This window comes from Microcella flavibacter, assembly GCF_012530535.1.
Classification (GTDB): Bacteria; Actinomycetota; Actinomycetes; order Actinomycetales; family Microbacteriaceae; genus Microcella; species Microcella flavibacter.
The window spans coordinates 2,385,198-2,401,780 of sequence record NZ_CP051299.1 but is presented as its reverse complement, the minus strand read 5'-3'; the positions used below and the strand labels follow the sequence as shown (position 1 = coordinate 2,401,780).

Annotated in this window: 18 protein-coding genes and 1 tRNA gene; 14 read left to right on the top strand and 5 right to left on the bottom strand. The window is 73.1% G+C overall.

Going from position 1 to position 16,583, the window contains the following annotated elements; translation table 11 throughout:
* The first annotated feature begins 22 nt into the window (after positions 1 to 22).
* The 9 genes from HGB54_RS11450 (at position 23) to HGB54_RS11410 (ending at position 7,448) form a co-directional block, all read left to right on the top strand.
* Positions 23 to 508: a PH domain-containing protein gene (locus HGB54_RS11450; protein ID WP_168916523.1), complete on the top strand. Its 486-nt coding sequence runs from the start codon at positions 23 to 25 to the stop codon at positions 506 to 508.
* The gene (locus HGB54_RS11445; RefSeq protein WP_228545824.1) at positions 505 to 2,238 is read left to right on the top strand and encodes a PH domain-containing protein; all 1,734 of its coding nucleotides are present in this window, start codon (positions 505 to 507) and stop codon (positions 2,236 to 2,238) included. Before HGB54_RS11450 ends, HGB54_RS11445 begins: the two co-directional genes overlap by 4 nt.
* On the top strand, positions 2,235 to 3,011 hold the full coding sequence (locus tag HGB54_RS11440; protein WP_168916522.1) for a Rossmann-like and DUF2520 domain-containing protein: 777 nt from the start codon (positions 2,235 to 2,237) through the stop codon (positions 3,009 to 3,011). Before HGB54_RS11445 ends, HGB54_RS11440 begins: the two co-directional genes overlap by 4 nt.
* An 80-nt stretch (positions 3,012 to 3,091) precedes the next feature.
* On the top strand, positions 3,092 to 3,982 hold the full coding sequence (gene panC / locus HGB54_RS11435; RefSeq protein WP_168916521.1) for a pantoate--beta-alanine ligase: 891 nt from the start codon (positions 3,092 to 3,094) through the stop codon (positions 3,980 to 3,982).
* Between the two features lie 83 nt (positions 3,983 to 4,065).
* Positions 4,066 to 5,625, top strand: coding sequence for a lysine--tRNA ligase (gene lysS, locus HGB54_RS11430; RefSeq protein ID WP_168916520.1), 1,560 nt, complete (start codon positions 4,066 to 4,068; stop codon positions 5,623 to 5,625).
* Between the two features lie 7 nt (positions 5,626 to 5,632).
* Complete coding sequence (locus tag HGB54_RS11425) at positions 5,633 to 5,788, top strand: hypothetical protein (RefSeq protein WP_168916519.1); 156 nt, start codon at positions 5,633 to 5,635, stop codon at positions 5,786 to 5,788.
* A gap of 6 nt (positions 5,789 to 5,794) precedes the next feature.
* Positions 5,795 to 6,370 carry a GNAT family N-acetyltransferase gene (locus HGB54_RS11420; RefSeq protein ID WP_407663489.1) on the top strand — a complete coding sequence of 192 codons (576 nt, stop codon included), beginning with the start codon at positions 5,795 to 5,797 and terminating at the stop codon, positions 6,368 to 6,370.
* Between the two features lie 175 nt (positions 6,371 to 6,545).
* A complete protein-coding gene (locus HGB54_RS11415) occupies positions 6,546 to 7,181 on the top strand; it encodes a hypothetical protein (RefSeq protein WP_168916518.1) in 636 nt (211 codons plus the stop codon).
* Positions 7,182 to 7,262: 81 nt separating this feature from the next.
* Positions 7,263 to 7,448, top strand: a complete 186-nt coding sequence (locus tag HGB54_RS11410) for a hypothetical protein (protein ID WP_228545822.1) — start codon at positions 7,263 to 7,265, stop codon at positions 7,446 to 7,448.
* 55 nt (positions 7,449 to 7,503) lie between these two features.
* Here the strand turns inward: HGB54_RS11410 and HGB54_RS11405 are convergent, their stop codons facing one another.
* The 3 genes from HGB54_RS11405 to HGB54_RS11395 all read right to left on the bottom strand — a co-directional run bounded on the left by HGB54_RS11405 (position 7,504) and on the right by HGB54_RS11395 (position 9,660).
* Positions 7,504 to 8,487, bottom strand: coding sequence for a pirin family protein (locus tag HGB54_RS11405; protein WP_168916517.1), 984 nt, complete (start codon positions 8,485 to 8,487; stop codon positions 7,504 to 7,506).
* A gap of 172 nt (positions 8,488 to 8,659) precedes the next feature.
* Entirely contained in the window at positions 8,660 to 8,896 is a 237-nt protein-coding gene (locus tag HGB54_RS11400) for a helix-turn-helix domain-containing protein (RefSeq protein WP_168916516.1), read from the bottom strand.
* Entirely contained in the window at positions 8,896 to 9,660 is a 765-nt protein-coding gene (locus HGB54_RS11395; protein ID WP_168916515.1) for a hypothetical protein, read from the bottom strand. Before HGB54_RS11395 ends, HGB54_RS11400 begins: the two co-directional genes overlap by 1 nt.
* 282 nt (positions 9,661 to 9,942) lie before the next feature.
* On the opposite strand from HGB54_RS11395, the gene HGB54_RS11390 reads away from it, so the two are divergent.
* From HGB54_RS11390 to HGB54_RS11375, 4 genes are all read left to right on the top strand, one after another.
* Positions 9,943 to 12,459: an ATP-dependent Clp protease ATP-binding subunit gene (locus tag HGB54_RS11390; RefSeq protein ID WP_168916514.1), complete on the top strand. Its 2,517-nt coding sequence runs from the start codon at positions 9,943 to 9,945 to the stop codon at positions 12,457 to 12,459.
* Between the two features lie 71 nt (positions 12,460 to 12,530).
* Positions 12,531 to 13,067: an amino-acid N-acetyltransferase gene (locus HGB54_RS11385; protein ID WP_228545821.1), complete on the top strand. Its 537-nt coding sequence runs from the start codon at positions 12,531 to 12,533 to the stop codon at positions 13,065 to 13,067.
* A 69-nt stretch (positions 13,068 to 13,136) separates the two neighbouring features.
* Complete coding sequence (locus HGB54_RS11380) at positions 13,137 to 13,781, top strand: hypothetical protein (protein ID WP_168916512.1); 645 nt, start codon at positions 13,137 to 13,139, stop codon at positions 13,779 to 13,781.
* Between the two features lie 17 nt (positions 13,782 to 13,798).
* Positions 13,799 to 14,317: an SseB family protein gene (locus HGB54_RS11375; RefSeq protein WP_228545820.1), complete on the top strand. Its 519-nt coding sequence runs from the start codon at positions 13,799 to 13,801 to the stop codon at positions 14,315 to 14,317.
* Here HGB54_RS11375 and radA read toward each other — a convergent pair.
* Both radA and HGB54_RS11365 read right to left on the bottom strand, forming a co-directional pair.
* Entirely contained in the window at positions 14,314 to 15,666 is a 1,353-nt protein-coding gene (gene radA, locus HGB54_RS11370; RefSeq protein ID WP_168916511.1) for a DNA repair protein RadA, read from the bottom strand. The two genes, HGB54_RS11375 and radA, sit on opposite strands and share 4 nt — an antisense overlap.
* A gap of 81 nt (positions 15,667 to 15,747) precedes the next feature.
* Positions 15,748 to 16,395 carry an SGNH/GDSL hydrolase family protein gene (locus HGB54_RS11365; protein WP_168916510.1) on the bottom strand — a complete coding sequence of 216 codons (648 nt, stop codon included), beginning with the start codon at positions 16,393 to 16,395 and terminating at the stop codon, positions 15,748 to 15,750.
* Between the two features lie 79 nt (positions 16,396 to 16,474).
* On the opposite strand from HGB54_RS11365, the gene HGB54_RS11360 reads away from it, so the two are divergent.
* Positions 16,475 to 16,565: transfer RNA gene (locus tag HGB54_RS11360), tRNA-Ser, on the top strand.
* Positions 16,566 to 16,583: the final 18 nt, after the last annotated feature.

Below are 16,583 nucleotides of genomic sequence, written 5' to 3'. Positions count from 1 at the left end.
CGATCGGAATCGGAGCGTTGACGTGGGCGAGAGACTCGAGCTGGCCGAGGGCGACTGGCAGCGGGTGTCGCCGAAGTACATCGTCGTCGACGTCGTCGGGTACGTGATCTTCGGCGGGCTCCTGACCGCCGCCGGATTCCTGCCGTACTGGCTGAGCGGCGATGCGCCGTGGCTCGCGCTCGGCATCGGGCTCGGCGTGATCTTCCTGCTCGTGATCGCCTTCACGCCGCGCCGCGTGCGTGCGATCGGCTACCGGCTGCGCGAGGACGACCTGCTCTTCCGCCGCGGCATCCTCTTCCAGCGCTTCGCCGCGGTGCCCTACGGGCGCATGCAGCTCGTCGACATCAGCCGCGGGCCCGTCGCCCGCGCGGTCGGCCTCGCCGAGCTGAAGTTCGTCACGGCCGCCGCCTCGAGCGGCGTGCTCATCCCCGGCCTGCCCCTCGAGACGGCCGAGCAGCTGCGCGACCACCTCGTCGCGCTCGCCGAGACCCGCCGGGCGGGCCTGTGACCGAGCCGTCCGAGCGGGCCGGTGCGGCAGGGGCGTCCGTCGCCGCGCCCACCGTCGAGGCCGCGCGCGCGGCGGCCGTCACCGACTTCGCCGACGGCGACTGGCACCGGCTGCACCCCGCCACGCCGCTCTTCCGCGGCGGCATCGCCTTCATCGCCATCATCGGCCTCGTCGTCTCCAACCTGCGCGAGCGTCTCATCCAGTTCTTCGTGGGCGGCTCCGCGCGGGCAGGCGGGAACATCGAGGACGACCCGATCGACTTCATCATCCAGCACGAGCTCGTGCTCGTGGTCCTCGGCGGCACGCTCGGCGTGCTGCTGCTGTGCGTGCTCGGATTCTGGCTCTCGTGGCGCATGCACACCTTCCGCATCACGGACGAGGCCGTCGAGGTGCGGTCGGGCATCCTGTTCCGCACCAACCGCAAGGGCCGCCTCGACCGCATCCAGGGCATCAACATCGCGCGCCCGATCGTGCCGCGGCTCTTCGGGGCCGCGAAACTCGAGATCTCGGTCGCCGGCGACGACGCCAACGTGCCGCTCTCCTACCTGGGATCGCGCGCCGCCGACGCGCTGCGCCGCGACATCCTGAATCTCGCCTCGGGCGCGCGGCGCGAAGCGGCATCGGATGCCCCGGCCGCGGCCGGCGGCGCCGCCGGCCTCATCGAGTCCCGCGTCGGCGAGCTGCTGGCCCCCGAGCTCGACCCCGGCCTCGTCGCCGAGCCCGCCTCCGTCGTGCGCATGCGCCCCGGCCGCCTCATCGGCTCCACCCTGCTGAGCGAGACCACGATCATCCTGGTCGCGGTCGTCATCGGACTCATCGTCACGGTGATCACGACGGGCCGGACCTTGGCGTTCATCGGCGTACTGCCCGTGGTGCTCGGCATCGGCGGATTCCTCGTCACCCGCATCACCCGGTCGCTGCGGTACTCGATCGCCGCCACGCCCGACGGGGTCAGGGTCGGCTTCGGGCTGCTCTCCACCACCAACGAGACCCTGCCCCCCGGCCGCATCCACTCGGTGAAGGTCAGCCAGCCGCTGCTCTGGCGGCCCTTCGGCTGGTGGCAGATCGCCGTCAACCGCGCCTCGCGCTCCTCGGCGCAGGGCGCGGCCGGCCAGCAGCAGACGACGATCCTGCCCGTGGGCGACCTGCGCGACGTGCAGGCCGTGCTCGGGCTGCTGCTGCCCGAGGTCGCGACCGACGAGCTGCGGCCGGTCATCGAGCGCGGCATGACCTCCGCCGGCGGCGACGACGGCTTCGTCAACTCACCGAAGCGGGCGCGCTGGCTGCGCTGGTTCTCGCAGCGCCGCAACGGCTTCGCCGTGCTCGGGCCCGCCGTGCTGCTGCGCACCGGCGCGATCTGGCGGGCGCTGACGATCGTGCCGTTCGCGCGCATGCAGTCGGTGGCCGTGCGCCAGGGCCCGCTGCTGCGCCGCCTCGACCTCGCCGCCGTCGCCGTGCACACCGTGGCCGGCCCCATCACGCCCGCCATCGGGGCCGTCGACCGGGATGCCGCGCTCGCGCTCTTCGACGCCGTGGCCGCCGCCGCCATCCGCACGGCGCAGGCCGACACGACGCACCGCTGGCGGGCGAGCGGCCCGACCGCGGCCCCGAGCCCGGAGCCGGCGGCCGCGTTCGACCCGCCCGCCCCGCGCGCCGACGAGACCGCGCTCGCCCCGAACCCCGACTGGGCCCCGCCCGCCCCGCCCGCACCCCCGGAGCCGCGCCCGTGACCGGCCGCGACGGCCGCCTCGGCATCGGCATCATCGGGGCCGGCCGCGTCGGACCGGTGCTCGGCGCCGCCCTCGCCGGCGCGGGCCACGCGATCGTCGGCATCTCTGCGAGCAGCGAGCACGAGCGCGACCGCGTCGAGGGCATCCTGCCCGGCGCCCCCTGGCTCGAGGTGCCCGAGATCATCGACCGCAGCGAGCTCGTCATCATCGCCGTGCCCGACGGCCAGCTGCCGGGCCTCGTCAGCGGCCTCGCCGCGGTCGGGGCCTGGCACCCCGGGCAGCTCGTCATGCACACCTCGGCGAAGCACGGGGTGCGGGTGCTCGACCCCGCGCGGCCCGCGGGCATCATCCCGCTCGCCGTGCATCCCGCCCTCGCCTTCACCGGGACCTCGATCGACCTCGTCCGCCTGCGCGAGGCCTGGTGCGCCGTCACCGCGCCCGGGCCGGTGCTGCCGATCGCGCAGGCGCTCGTCGTCGAGATGGGGGCCGAGCCGGTCGTCATCGCCGAGGAGCACCGCGCCGCCTACGCCGACGCCATCCAGTCGGCGAGCGACTTCTCGAGCGCGATCGTCGCCCAGGCGATGAGCGGGCTGCGCAGCATCGGCGTCGACAACCCGGGCAGCGTGCTCGGCGGCGTCGTGCGCTCAGCGGTCGAGAACGCGCTGCGCTCGCCGGCCGTCGAGAGCCTCGACCTGAGCGAGCTCGGCGACGCGGCGGTGGATGCTCCGCCTCCCGCCGCCCCGGGCGACGACGAGCCCGGCACCGCCCCCTGAGCCGCCCGCCGCCCCGCCGCACGGCACCGTCCCCGCACGGCCGCCCCCGCCCGCGCCGCTAGCCTGGGGGAGGCCCGACGATGCGCGTCGCGCCCCCGAGGAGCGCAGCGAGCATCGTGATCCACCCCCACGTCGTCACCACCATCGCCGACCTCCGCACCCGCCTCGACGCCGACCGCGCGGCCGGGCGCCGCGTCGCCCTCGTGCCGACCATGGGCTCGCTGCACGACGGCCACCTCTCGCTCGTCGAGCACGCCGCGGGCATCGCCGACGTCGTCGTCGTGTCGATCTTCGTCAACCCGCTGCAGTTCGGCCCGACCGAGGACTTCGAGCAGTACCCGCGCGACCTCGAGGCCGACCGCGCGGCGCTCGCCGGGCATCCCGCAGCCCTCGTCTTCGCCCCCGCGGTCGACGAGATGTACCCGCTCGGCCCTTTGCAGACGCGCGTCACGGCGGGCGCCGTCGGGGGTCTCTTCGAGGGGCGGTCGCGCCCCGGCCACTTCGACGGCATGCTCACCGTCGTGGCGAAGCTGCTGAACATCGTGCAGCCCGATGCGGCCGTCTTCGGCCAGAAGGATGCCCAGCAGGTGCACCTCGTGCAGCGCATGGTGCGCGAGCTCGACATCCGCACGGCCATCGCGGTGGCCGAGACCGTGCGCGCCGACGACGGGCTCGCGCTGTCGAGCCGCAACGCCTTCCTCGACGAGCGGCAGCGCCGCGCGGCGCGCTCCATCCCGCTCGCGCTCGAGGCGGCGCAGTCGGCGGGCGACCGCGGCATCGACGCCGTGCTCGCCGCCGCGCAGGGCGTGCTCATGGGCGAGCCGGGAATCGAGCTGGACTACTTCGCCGTCGTCGACCCGGCGACGTTCCGCCCGGTGCCCGACGAGTTCCGCGGGCGGGCCCGGGCGCTCGTCGCCGCGCGGGTCGGCGCGACGCGGCTCATCGACACCGAGACGCTCGTCCTCGGCTGAGCCGCCCGGCGGCACGATCTCCCGGCAGTGCCGCTCGGCGGCGCGCCGTTAGGCTGGAGCGCCGACCGAGGAGACCCACCCGCATGAGCGACACCCCCGCGCCCGAGGGCGCCGAGCCGACCGCCGCCGAGACCGCGCCGCCCGCCGAGCCGAGCGCCGACGAGCGCGCCGAGCAGGCCGCCGAGATCGCCGAGCAGAAGCAGGTGCGCCTCGACAAGCGGCAGCGGATGCTCGACTTAGGGCTCGATGCCTACCCCGTCGGCCTCGCCGTCACCGACACCATCCCGACCGTGCGGGCCCGCCACCCCGAGCTCGCCCCCGACACCGCCACCGGGGAGCGCGTCGCGCTCGCGGGCCGCGTGGTCTTCTCGCGCGTCACCGGCAAGCTCTGCTTCGCCACGCTGCAGTCGGGCGAGGGCGAGCGCCTGCAGGTCATGGTGAGCCTCGCGGAGGTCGGGCAGGAGAGCCTCGACCGCTGGAAGGAGTTCGTCGACCTCGGCGATCACGTCTTCGTCGAGGGCGAGGTGATCACGAGCCGCCGCGGCGAGCTCAGCATCATGGTCGCCGCGTGGTCGATCGCGGCGAAGGCGATCCTGCCGCTGCCGAACCTGCACAACGAGCTCGGCGACGAGACGCGCGTGCGCCAGCGCTACCTCGACCTCATCGTGCGCGAGCAGGCCCGCACCACGGTGCGGGCGCGGGCCGCGGCGGTGGCGAGCCTGCGGGCCACCTTCGCTGAGCACGGCTACCTCGAGGTCGAGACGCCCATGCTGCAGACGATGCACGGCGGAGCATCCGCCCGCCCCTTCACCACCCACTCGAACGCCTTCGACACCGAGCTGTTCCTGCGCATCGCGCCCGAGCTGTTCCTCAAGCGCGCCGTCGTCGGCGGCATCGAGCGGGTGTTCGAGATCAACCGCAACTTCCGCAACGAGGGCGCCGACTCGACGCACAGCCCCGAGTTCGCGATGCTCGAGGCCTACCAGGCGTACGGCGACTACCACCAGATGGCCGACCTGACGCAGGAGATGATCCAAAACGCGGCGCTCGCCGTGGCCGGGTCGCACGTCGTCACCTGGGCCGACGGCACCGAGTACGACCTCGGCGGCGAGTGGGACCGCCTGAGCATGTACGGCTCGCTGAGCGCGGCCGCGGGCGTCGAGATCACGCCCGAGACGCCGATGGCCGAGCTGAAGAAGCTCGCCGACGCCGTCGACATCGAGATCGACCACCCGCTGCCCGGCAAGTACGTCGAGGAGCTGTGGGAGCACTTCATCAAGGGCGATCTCGTGCGGCCGACCTTCGTCATGGACTTCCCGCTCGATACGAGCCCGCTCGTGCGCGAGCACCGCAGCCTGCCGGGCCGGGTCGAGAAGTGGGATCTCTACATCCGCGGCTTCGAGCTCGCCACCGCCTACTCCGAGCTCGTCGACCCGGTCGTGCAGCGCGAGCGCTTCGTCGCGCAGGCGACCCTCGCGGCGGGCGGCGACCCCGAGGCGATGCGCCTCGACGAGGCCTTCCTCACCGCGCTCGAGCACGGCATGCCCCCCTCAGGCGGCATGGGCATGGGCATCGACCGCCTGCTCATGGCGCTCACCGGTCTCGGTATCCGCGAGACCATCCTGTTCCCCCTGGTGAAGTGAGGCCCTGATGGCGAAGAAGGACGACGAGCTGGCCCTGCCCGGCGACGCCGAGAAGAAGAAGCGCGAGGTCTCGTTCACCCGCCTCGCCGTGTGGGTCATCGCGGGCGGCTTCGGGGCGTACCTCGTCATCACGGGCCTCATCGGCGTGCTCGCGAAGGGCTGACGGGCGGTGGATGCCGCCGGCGCGCAGCGCGCCGACGGGCCGGCAGCCCGGCCGCCGCTGCTCATCGCGGTCGACTCGCCGCACGCCCCCGACGTGGTGGCGCTCATCGAGCGGCACCTCAGCGGCATGCTCGAGTTCTCGCCGCCCGAGAGCGTGCACGCCCTCGCCGCCGAGGCCCTCGCCGAGGAGTCGGTCACGTTGTGGTCGGCCCGCATCGAGGGGCGCCTCGCGGGGCTCGCGGCGCTGCGCACCATGGCGGGGGAGCCCGACGGCCCGCACGGCGAGATCAAGTCCATGCGCGTCGCCGACGCCTTCCTGCGGCTCGGCGTCGGCCGGACTCTGCTGCGGCACCTCCTCGCCGAGGCGGCGCAGCGCGGCATGACGCGCCTCTGGCTCGAGACCGGCAGCACCCCCGACTTCGCGGCCGCCCGCGTGCTCTACGCGAGCGAGGGCTTCGACGAGTGCGGGCCCTTCGGCGCGTACGCCCCCGACCCGTTCTCGGTGTTCATGACGCGGGCGATCGACCGTGCGGTTCACCCCACCACGGGGGCAGGCGGCGGGGGCCCCGCGGCTCTACGATGAAGCCGTCCGAGCAGGACTGCGCGCGGCCCACCCAGCCGCCCCCGGCCCACCCAGCCGCCCTCGGCCCACCCAGCCGAGGGAGCCCGCATCCCGCGAGGCCAGACCCGAACCCGAATGCCGACGACTCCTCCCCCGGGGTGAGTCGGCGACATCGCCCGACCCGAAACGGCGATCCATGCTCCGCACCCGTGCGCTCCGCGGATCCCTCTCCGCTGCGCTCTCGGCCGCGCTGCTGACCGGCGCCGCCCTGCTCGCGGCGGCGCCCGCCTCGGCCGCGGAGTCGCTCTCCCTCACCGCGCCGGCGGCCGACTCGACCGTCGCGGGCGAGGTGCGCATCGAGGGCCTCGTCGCCGGCGAGGGCGCGATCGACCTCACCCTCTCGCTGGCCCCGCAGTCGCTCGGCGAGTGCGGCGCGCCCGTCGCCTCGGTCGAGTCGCAGGTCGTCGGCGGCGAGCCCTTCGCGGCCCTCATCGACACCGCCCGCGTGGCCGACGGCACCTACTGCATCGTGGCGGTCGCCGACGGCGGCGCGCTCTCTGAGGTGCGGGGCGACATCGCGATCGCCAACGAGCGCGCCGCCGGTTCCGGTGTGCAGCTGCCGACGCTCGCGCTGCCGGGCGAGGCCGGCGGCGTCGCCGGCGGCGTCGACGGCGGCGCGTCGACCGTGCCGGCCGATGCCGGGCCGCTGCTCGCCGGGCTCGTCTTCGGGCTCGCGGGCATCGCCGCGGTGCTCGTCGCCGTGTTCGGCGTGCTGCACGATCGTCGGCCGGCGCGGTACGTCGTCCGGCTCGCCGGCCCGCGCGGGCGCTGAGCGGCGCCGCTCAGCGACCGCTGCCGGCGGTCGGGCGCCCTCGCGGCCGCCGCCGAGCCGCGCGGACGTACCATGGACCTCATGCTGGAGAATTATTGGGCGAACGCGATCTTCTCGGTCACGCCGACGATCGTCGTCGGCCTGATCTTCTGGTTCGCGATGCGCGCGATCATCCGCGCCGATCGCGCCGAGCGCATGGCCTACACCGACATCGAGGCCGAGGAGCGCGAGCGGCTGCAGAAGCTGACGGCCGACCCGCACGAGTAGCCCTCTCGAGGCCGCCGGTTCGGGATGCCCGCCCGCGGTCGCCCGCCCGCCCGCCTCAGCCGCGCGGCTTGAGCCGGATGCCGGGCAGCTCCGGAGCCGGCAGCGCCCGCCCCTCCCACCCGGGCACGGAGCCGAACACGGCCGCCTCGCGCGTCGCGTCGATGACCTCGCCCTGCCACTCGGCCCGCGCGGCGACGATCTCGTCGTGGTCGCGGCCGATGAAGTTCCACCACATGACGATCGACTCGCCGAGCGGCGCCCCGCCGATGAGCAGGGCGCGCAGCGGCTCGGCTCCGGCCTCGATGCGCAGGCTCGCGCGGCCCGGCGCCGTGTAGGCGAGGCGGTGGGCCGGGATGCTCGTGCCGTCGAGGGACGGGTGCCCGGCATCCACCAGCAGGCCGTGCTCGAACGCCGGATCGACGGCCAGCTCGACCGCGGCGCCGGCCGGCAGGTCGAGCTGCGCGCCGAGCAGCGGGCTGAAGACGCGGGCCGGGGCCGGCTCGCCGACGCCCGGCAGCGCGCCGATGAAGACGCGCACGGTCGCCTCGCCGACGCGCACGGGCTGCGGCTCGGTGTGCTCGAAGAAGGGAGGGATGCCGCGGTCGCCGTCCGGCAGGGCGACCCAGAGCTGGGCGCCGTGCAGGCGGCGGGCCTCGGGCGTCGAGACCTCGCTGTGCTGGATGCCGCGGCCGGCCGTCATGAGGTTGAGCTCGCCCGGGCGCACGAGCTGGTGCGCGCCCGTCGAGTCGTGGTGCTCGATCTCGCCCTCGAACAGCCAGCTCACCGTCTGCAGGCCCGTGTGCGGATGCGGCGGCACGACCATGCCGCCGGTCGCCTCGACGTCGTCGGGGCCGTAGTGGTCGAGGAAGCACCACGCGCCGATGAGGCTGCGCTCGCGCTGCGGCAGGGTGCGGCGCACCGTCATGGCGCGCACGCCGCCGAGGGGCACGTCGCGGGGCTCCAGCAGCTGGGGCGCCGGCGAGAGCGTGCTGGTGGGCGAGGCGAGCAGCTCGTCGGGGTCGGGCTCGAGGTTGCTCACGTCGTCAGCCTACGTCGGCGTGGGCCGGAGCATCCCGAGCCCCGTCGCCCGCCGCGCGCCGGCGCCGTGCGTGCCGCAACTCCTGCATTCCGGCCGGCGTCGCGCGGCAGCCGGCGCCCGCGCTCGCGCTCGGGCTCCGAACCGCAGGAGTTGCGGCACGCACGGCAGCGCGTCAGCGCCCGTCGAGCACGAGCAGCTCGCCGACCTCGCACTCGAGCGCGTCGCAGATCGCCCGCAGCGTCGAGTAGCGGATCGCGCGGGCCCGGTCGTTCTTCAGCACCGACAGGTTGACGACGCTCACGCCGACGAGCTCGCTCAGCCGGGTGAGGGTCATGCCGCGCTGCTCGAGCAGTTCGTCGAGCCGGCAGTGGATGCCCGTCTCCTCCTCGTCGGAGGGCGCGGGCGCCATCACACCAGGCCCGCGGTGTCGCGCTGCAGGCGCTCCCCGCGCCGCATGATGCCCGCGACGACGATGAGCGCGAGCCCGACGCCGATGGGCCAGAACTCGACGTCGAACGCGAAGGTCGACTCGGGCAGGCCGCTTCCGGAAAGCCCAAGTCGCTCGTAGAGGGTCGTTTCGATGCGGACTCCCGTGAGGCCGGTCCAGTCGAACAGCTGGCTCGAGGCGAGGCTTCCCCCGACGCCGAGCGCGATCTGGCCGATGACGGTGCCGATCGCGAGGACGGCACCGGCGCGCGCCATCAGGTGGCTGATCGGGTGGGTGAAGGGCTCCTCCTGCATCGCCTGCTGGGCCAGGCGGGCGATCAGTACGAGGATCGTGATGACGAGAGCGCCGGTGACTGCGTGGCCGACGGCGAGCCAGATGCGGGCCGCCGCGTCGAGACCGGAGACGAGGAACACACCCTCCGTGAATCCAGGGCTGCCGAGTGCCGCCTCGGCTCCGACGCCGTCGATCGACGTAATGTCTGGGTCCAGTGATGGGCGGATGGCTCGCACGGGTACCGTGACGGTGACGCGCTCACCGAACGCCGCCTCGATGACGGAGATCAGCGTGCCGACGACCGCGAACAGCGTCAGCACCACGGTGGTTCCGAAGGCGAACCGCAGCGGCCCGACTGACGGCGGAGCGTTCGCGGGCTGCGTGCAACGGCGAAGGAACGCGACGACCAGCACGACGATGCTCGCGATGCCGACGAAGACGAGCACGCCCATCAGACGTACCGTCCTGCCGGAGCGACGTCGCGGCGGTCGAGCACGGGCGGCCCGGTCGGGGGAGCAGCGGTCATGGGAGCATCCATATCGGTAGTCGATAACAACGAATATCGATACGGTAGCGGGATGCCCGGCGCAGGGCAACCCCCGCGCCCGCGCCGCCCGAGCCCCCGCCGAGAAGCCTCACGCCCACGGCGAACAGGGGCAGGATCCGCACCCCGCCCTGGTTACCCTCAGTACATCGGCGCCGCATCCCTGCCCGGCGTCCGTAAGGAGACCGAGATGTTCGAACGCTTTACCGACCGCGCCCGTCGCGTTGTCGTCCTGGCCCAGGAAGAGGCCAAGATGCTCAACCACAACTACATCGGCACCGAGCACATCCTCCTCGGCCTCATCCACGAGGGCGAGGGCGTCGCCGCCAAGGCCCTCGAGTCGCTCAACATCTCGCTCGACGCCGTGCGCGAGCAGGTGCAGGACATCATCGGTCAGGGCCAGCAGCAGCCGACCGGCCACATCCCCTTCACGCCCCGCGCGAAGAAGGTGCTCGAGCTGAGCCTGCGCGAGGCGCTGCAGCTCGGCCACAACTACATCGGCACCGAGCACATCCTGCTCGGCCTGATCCGCGAGGGCGAGGGCGTCGCCGCCCAGGTGCTCGTCAAGCTGGGCGCCGACCTCAACCGCGTGCGCCAGCAGGTCATCCAGCTGCTCTCGGGCTACCAGGGCAAGGAGGCCGTCGCCGTCGGCGGCGAGACCACCAGCGGCAGCGACAAGGGCTCGCAGGTGCTCGACCAGTTCGGCCGCAACCTCACCCAGGCCGCCCGCGAGGGCAAGCTCGACCCCGTCATCGGGCGCGAGAAGGAGGCCGAGCGGGTCATGCAGATCCTCTCGCGCCGCTCGAAGAACAACCCCGTGCTGATCGGCGAGCCCGGCGTCGGCAAGACCGCCGTCGTCGAGGGCCTCGCGCAGGCCATCGTCAAGGGCGAGGTGCCCGAGACGCTCAAGGACAAGCAGCTCTACTCGCTCGACCTCGGCTCGCTCATCGCCGGAAGCCGCTACCGCGGCGACTTCGAGGAGCGCCTCAAGAAGGTCACGAAGGAGATCCGCACCCGCGGCGACATCATCGTCTTCATCGACGAGATCCACACCCTGGTGGGTGCGGGTGCCGCCGAGGGCGCGATCGATGCGGCGAGCATCCTGAAGCCGCTGCTGGCCCGCGGCGAGCTGCAGACCATCGGCGCGACCACGCTCGACGAGTACCGCAAGCACTTCGAGAAGGATGCCGCTCTCGAGCGCCGCTTCCAGCCGGTGCAGGTGCACGAGCCCTCGCTGCCGCACTCGATCAACATCCTCAAGGGGCTGCGCGACAAGTACGAGGCGTTCCACAAGGTCTCGATCACCGATGGCGCCATCGTCTCGGCCGTCAACCTCGCCGACCGCTACGTGCAGGATCGCTTCCTGCCCGACAAGGCGATCGACCTGATCGACGAGGCCGGCGCCCGCCTGCGCCTGTCGATCCTCTCCGCGCCGCCCGAGCTGCGCGAGTTCGACGAGAAGATCGCCGGCGTGCGCGCCGACAAGGAGCTCGCGATCGAGAACCAGGACTTCGAGAAGGCCGCGAGCCTGCGCGACGACGAGAAGAAGCTGCTCGGCGAGCGGCTGCGTCTCGAGAAGCAGTGGCGCTCGGGCGAGGCCGGCGTCGGCGGCACCGTCGACGAGGGCGTCATCGCCGAGGTGCTGGCCCAGGCCACGGGCATCCCCGTCTTCAAGCTGACGGAGGAGGAGTCGAGCCGCCTCATCTTCATGGAGAAGGCCCTGCACCAGCGGGTCATCGGCCAGGAGGAGGCCATCTCGGTGCTCGCCAAGACGATCCGCCGCACGCGAGCGGGCCTCAAGGACCCGAAGCGCCCCTCGGGCTCGTTCATCTTCGCCGGGCCCACGGGCGTCGGCAAGACCGAGCTCGCCAAGGCGCTCGCCGAGTTCCTCTTCGACGACGAGGGCGCGCTCATCGCGCTCGACATGTCGGAGTACGGCGAGAAGCACACGGTCTCGCGCCTGTTCGGTGCCCCTCCCGGCTTCGTCGGCTTCGAGGAGGGCGGCCAGCTCACCGAGAAGGTGCGCCGCAAGCCCTTCAGCGTCGTGCTCTTCGACGAGATCGAGAAGGCGCACCCGGACATCTTCAACTCGCTGCTGCAGGTGCTCGAGGAGGGTCGTCTCACCGACGGCCAGGGCCGCGTGGTCGACTTCAAGAACACCGTCATCATCATGACGACGAACCTCGGCACGAAGGACATCACGGGCGGCCCCGTCGGCTTCACGCTGCAGGGCAACAGCGAGGCCAGCTACAGCGCGATGCGCGGCAAGGTCGTCGAGGAGCTCAAGAAGCACTTCAAGCCCGAGTTCCTCAACCGCGTCGACGAGACGATCGTCTTCCCGCAGCTGAACCAGGACGAGCTGCTGCAGATCGTCGACCTGTTCATCAAGCGGCTGCGCGAGCGCATGATGGACCGCGACCTGACGATCGAGGTCAGCACGCCCGCCAAGGCGCAGCTGATCAAGCTCGGCTGGGACCCGTCGCTCGGTGCCCGACCGCTGCGCCGCGCGGTGCAGCACGAGATCGAGGACGCCCTGAGCGAGCGCATCCTGCACGGCACGCTCAACTCGGGCGACCACGTGGCGGTCGACTTCGTCGACGGCGAGTTCACCTTCGTCACGACGCAGCGCGAGCTCGCCGGCGTCGCCGCGGTCGAGGCCGGCCCCACCGCCGGCTCCGTCACGCCGGAGCTGCCCGCGGCCGAGTAGACCGCGGCGCACGACCGAGCTCAGGGCCGGGCATCCCGAACGAGGGGATGCCCGGCCCTAGGCTTGTCGGCGTGACGAGCATCCCGGCCCCCGAGCCCCGCAGCTTCTCGGTGCGCCGCGCCCGCACCGCCGATGTGCGCCAGATCAAGCAGCTGGTCGAGCCGCTCGTCCAGCAGCGCATCCTGCTCGGCAAGGACCTCGTCGTGTTCTTCGAGTCGCTGCAGGAGTTCCGCGTCGCGATCGACGACGCCACCGGCGAGGTCGTCGGCTGCGGCGCCCTGCACGTGCTGTGGGAGGACCTCGGCGAGGTGCGCACGCTCGCGGTCTCCGACGCGTGGCGCGGCGCGGGCGTCGGCCATGCGCTGCTCGAGCGGCTTGTCGCCGAGGCGGCCGAGCTCGGCCTCACCCGCCTGTTCTGCCTCACCTTCGAGGTCGACTTCTTCCGCCGCCACGGCTTCGCGCCGATCGGCGAGCAGCTGCTGGTCGACCCCGAGGCGTACATGGAGCTCGTGCGCTCGCCCGACGAGGGCGTCGCCGAGTTCCTCGACCTGTCGCGGGTGAAGCCGAACACGCTCGGCAACACGCGCATGCTGCGCATCCTGGCCTGAGCCTGCCAATCGCGGCACACGCCGCGGCCCTAGCCGGGCATCCCGTCACCGCGGCCATACTCTGACGCCATGTCGACCGTGCGCCACCCCGTCGGACCGCAGCCGCCCCAGGTCTACTGGCGCCGCCGCCTCATCGTCGGCCTCGGGCTACTCGCCGTGATCGTCATCATCGTGCTCATCATCGTGCGCCCCGGGTCGGGCGACCCCGACCCCACCATCGCCGCCTCGCCGACGCCGACGGAGACGGCCGCGGAGGAGGCGCCCGCCGAGACGCCGGCACCGGATGCTCCCGCCGAGCCGCCCGCCGATCCCAACGCCTGCACCTCCGACCAGGTGGAGGTCACCGCGGTGACCGACGCTGACGCCTACGGCGCCGAGCAGCTGCCCCTCATCTCACTGACGATCCGCAACCTGACGACGACGGCCTGCACGATGCAGGCCGGCACCGACGTGCAGGAGTACGTGATCACCTCGGGCGCCGACCGCATCTGGTCGTCGGTGGACTGCCAGGTCGAGCCCGCCGCGATGCCGATCACGCTCGAGCCCGAGCAGGAGCTGTCCACCACCCCGCTGCAGTGGAACCGCACGCGCAGCGAGCCCGGCGTCTGCGACGTGCAGCGCGACCCGGTCGGCGCGGGCGGCGCGACCTACCGGCTCTCGGTGAGCATCGGCGGCTTCACCTCGGGCGCCGACAAGGCGTTCCTGCTGAACTGAGCCCTAGGCTGGTGGGGATGCCGAAGAAGAAGCGACCCTCCCGATCCGGCGGCCCGCAGCGCGGGGCGCGCCCCGCGGCCCTGCCCGAGTCGACGCTGCCGCCCGAGCAGCGCCTCGCAGCGGCCCTCGAGAAGCAGGATGCCGCTGCCGTGGCCTTCGCGCTGCGCAACGATCACGTGATCGTGCCGCTGCTGCCCGTCGACGGGCCCCCGCAGGTGCGGGTGTTCCGCCAGGGCGAGGCCGAGAAGTACATGCTGCTGCTGTTCTCGAGCCCCGAGACCTACGTGGCGATGCTGCCGCAGGAGACGGACCACCGCGTGCTCGCCTACGACCGCGCCACGCTGACCGACTTCATCCGGCAGAACATCGGCGTGCTCGAGGCGATCTGGTTCGACCTCGCCGGCCCGCACTCGATGCAGGCCGAGCCGCAGGACGTGCTCGGCGCGCTGCTGCTCGAGGCCGACCCGGCGCCCGCCGACCCCGCGTCCACTGACCCCGCGCCCGCCGAGCCTGACGGGGTCGAGGACCGCCCCTAGAACTCGGGAACGTCGACCTTCTCGTCGCGCGCGCTCGCGAACGCGAGCCGCACCGCCTCGCGCACGTGCACGGCGCCGGCGTCGATCATGGTGCGGTAGCCGAGCCGCCGCCCTTCGGCCGCGCGCTGCGGGGCGCCCGTGACGGCGCGGATCTCGCCGGCGAGGCTGATCTCGCCGATGGCGGCGAGGTGCCCGTCGAGCGCCTTCTCGCGGCGGGCGCTCGCGATGGCGAGGGCGATGGCGAGGTCGGCGCCGGGCTCGGTGAGGCGGATGCCGCCGACGGTGGAGACGTAGACGTCGTACTCCGACAGCGGCATGCCGCAGCGGCGCTCGAGCACGGCGAGCAGCATGGCGACGCGGGAGGCGTCGACGCCGTTGACGACGCGGCGCGGCTGCGGGGCCTTGGAGGCGACGATGAGCGCCTGCACCTCTACGGGGATGGCGCGGCGGCCCTCCATGGCGATGGCGACGCAGGTGCCGCTGACGGGCACGGTGGCGTTGGAGCGGAACAGCACGGAGGGGTCGGCGACCTCGGCGATGCCCTCGCCGGTCATCTCGAAGCAGCCGACCTCGTCGGTGGGGCCGAAGCGGTTCTTGTGGGCGCGCACGAACCTCAGGGCCGTCTGGCGGTCGCCCTCGAACTGGCAGACGACGTCGACGAGGTGCTCGAGCATGCGCGGGCCGGCGATCGTGCCGTCCTTCGTGACGTGCCCGACGAGCAGCACGGGCAGATCGCGCTCCTTGGCGACGCGGATGAGGGTCGCCGCGACCTCCTTCACCTGGGCGACGCCGCCGGCGAGGCCGTCGATGAGCGGTGAGGCAACGGTCTGCACCGAGTCGACGATGACGAGGGAGGGCCGCACCTGGTCGATCTGGCCGAGGATGACGGAGAGGTCGGTCTCGCTCGCGAGGTAGAGCTCGTCGCTGAGGGCGCCCGTGCGCCCCGCGCGCAGGCGCACCTGGGCCGTCGACTCCTCCGCCGAGACGTAGAGCACACGCTGCCCCGACTGCGCGGCGCGCGAGGCGACCTCGAGCAGCAGGGTCGACTTGCCGACGCCGGGCTCGCCCGACAGCAGGATGGCGGCGCCGGGCACGATGCCCCCGCCGAGCACGCGATCGAACTCGCCGATGCCCGTGGGCGTATGGCTCTGCTCGCGCGGGGCGATCTGGGTGATGGGGCGGGCGACGCGGGCGTCGACGACGCGCGACGACGTCGTGCGCGGCGTGACGGCCGCCGGCCCGGCCTCGACGACCGTGCCCCACTGCTGGCACTCGCCGCAGCGGCCGGCCCACTTCGCGGTCGTCCAGCCGCACTCGGTGCAGCGGAAGGAGGTGGTCGGGCGGGCCATGCCATCAGCGTAGGCGCGACCTCCGACACGGCGCGCCGGTCGCGTCACCCCCTGTTCACCCGGGCAGGTGCGGGGCGGGGGTCAGGATGCCCGCAGCACCCGCGCGCGCCGCGTGACCGCCCCGGCGAACGCCGACTCCCACACGCGGTAGCCCAGATCGCTCGGGTGGAACTGATCCCACGTGAACTCCGGGAACGAGCCCCAGCCGCGCCGCAGCTCGGTCACCCGGTGCAGGGGCGCGAAGGCCAGCCCGGCCGCGCGCACGCGGTCGGCCATCGCCTGCGAGGTGCGCCAGGCGTCGAACTCGCGCTCGCCGAAGTGGAAGCACGGCAGGTCGGCGACGATCGCGTGCGCGGGCAGCTGCGCGAGCAGCGCGTCGAAGCAGGCGAGGAAGCCCTCGTGGTCGGCGGCGCGCATGTCGTTCGCCCCGATGGCGACGGTCATGACGTCGACGCGCTCGAGCGCCAGGGCGGCCGGCAGCTGGCGCTCGATCGCATCGTCGACCCGGGCGCCGTAGCGCGAGAGGTTCACGACGCGCACGCTGCGGCCGGAGTGGCGCTCGAGCCGATCCGCCAGCCGGCCGACGTAGCTCGTCTCGAGGTGGCGCGCCCCGATGCCCTGCGCCGCGGAGTCGCCGAGCGCCGCGTACACGAGGTCTCCGGGCAGCGCCGCGCGAGCATCCCACTGCCGCCGCCGCCGCAGCCAGGGGGTGCGCAGCGAGGGGGCCATGTCGGCATGGTAACGGCGCGGGATGCCCGGCTCGGGCCGCGGTTCGACCGGGCCGCGCGCCTGTACTAAACTCTTCCCCGGAACCGTGTCCGAGCGGCCGAAGGTGCAACTCTCGAAAAGTTGTGTGGGTGTTGAGCCCACCGTGGGTTCAAATCCCACCGGTTCCGCCAGAAAGTCCCCGTGTTCCC

Coding starts and splice junctions, on each gene's coding strand:
- panC (WP_168916521.1), top strand. CDS start 3,092: ATGCGCGTCGCGCCCCCGAGGAGCGCAGCGAGCATCGTGATCCACCCC.
- lysS (WP_168916520.1), top strand. CDS start 4,066: ATGAGCGACACCCCCGCGCCCGAGGGCGCCGAGCCGACCGCCGCCGAG.
- HGB54_RS11425 (WP_168916519.1), top strand. CDS start 5,633: ATGGCGAAGAAGGACGACGAGCTGGCCCTGCCCGGCGACGCCGAGAAG.
- HGB54_RS11415 (WP_168916518.1), top strand. CDS start 6,546: ATGCTCCGCACCCGTGCGCTCCGCGGATCCCTCTCCGCTGCGCTCTCG.
- HGB54_RS11410 (WP_228545822.1), top strand. CDS start 7,263: ATGCTGGAGAATTATTGGGCGAACGCGATCTTCTCGGTCACGCCGACG.
- HGB54_RS11400 (WP_168916516.1), bottom strand. CDS start 8,896: ATGGCGCCCGCGCCCTCCGACGAGGAGGAGACGGGCATCCACTGCCGG.
- HGB54_RS11395 (WP_168916515.1), bottom strand. CDS start 9,660: ATGGGCGTGCTCGTCTTCGTCGGCATCGCGAGCATCGTCGTGCTGGTC.
- HGB54_RS11390 (WP_168916514.1), top strand. CDS start 9,943: ATGTTCGAACGCTTTACCGACCGCGCCCGTCGCGTTGTCGTCCTGGCC.
- HGB54_RS11380 (WP_168916512.1), top strand. CDS start 13,137: ATGTCGACCGTGCGCCACCCCGTCGGACCGCAGCCGCCCCAGGTCTAC.
- HGB54_RS11375 (WP_228545820.1), top strand. CDS start 13,799: ATGCCGAAGAAGAAGCGACCCTCCCGATCCGGCGGCCCGCAGCGCGGG.
- radA (WP_168916511.1), bottom strand. CDS start 15,666: ATGGCCCGCCCGACCACCTCCTTCCGCTGCACCGAGTGCGGCTGGACG.
- HGB54_RS11365 (WP_168916510.1), bottom strand. CDS start 16,395: ATGGCCCCCTCGCTGCGCACCCCCTGGCTGCGGCGGCGGCGGCAGTGG.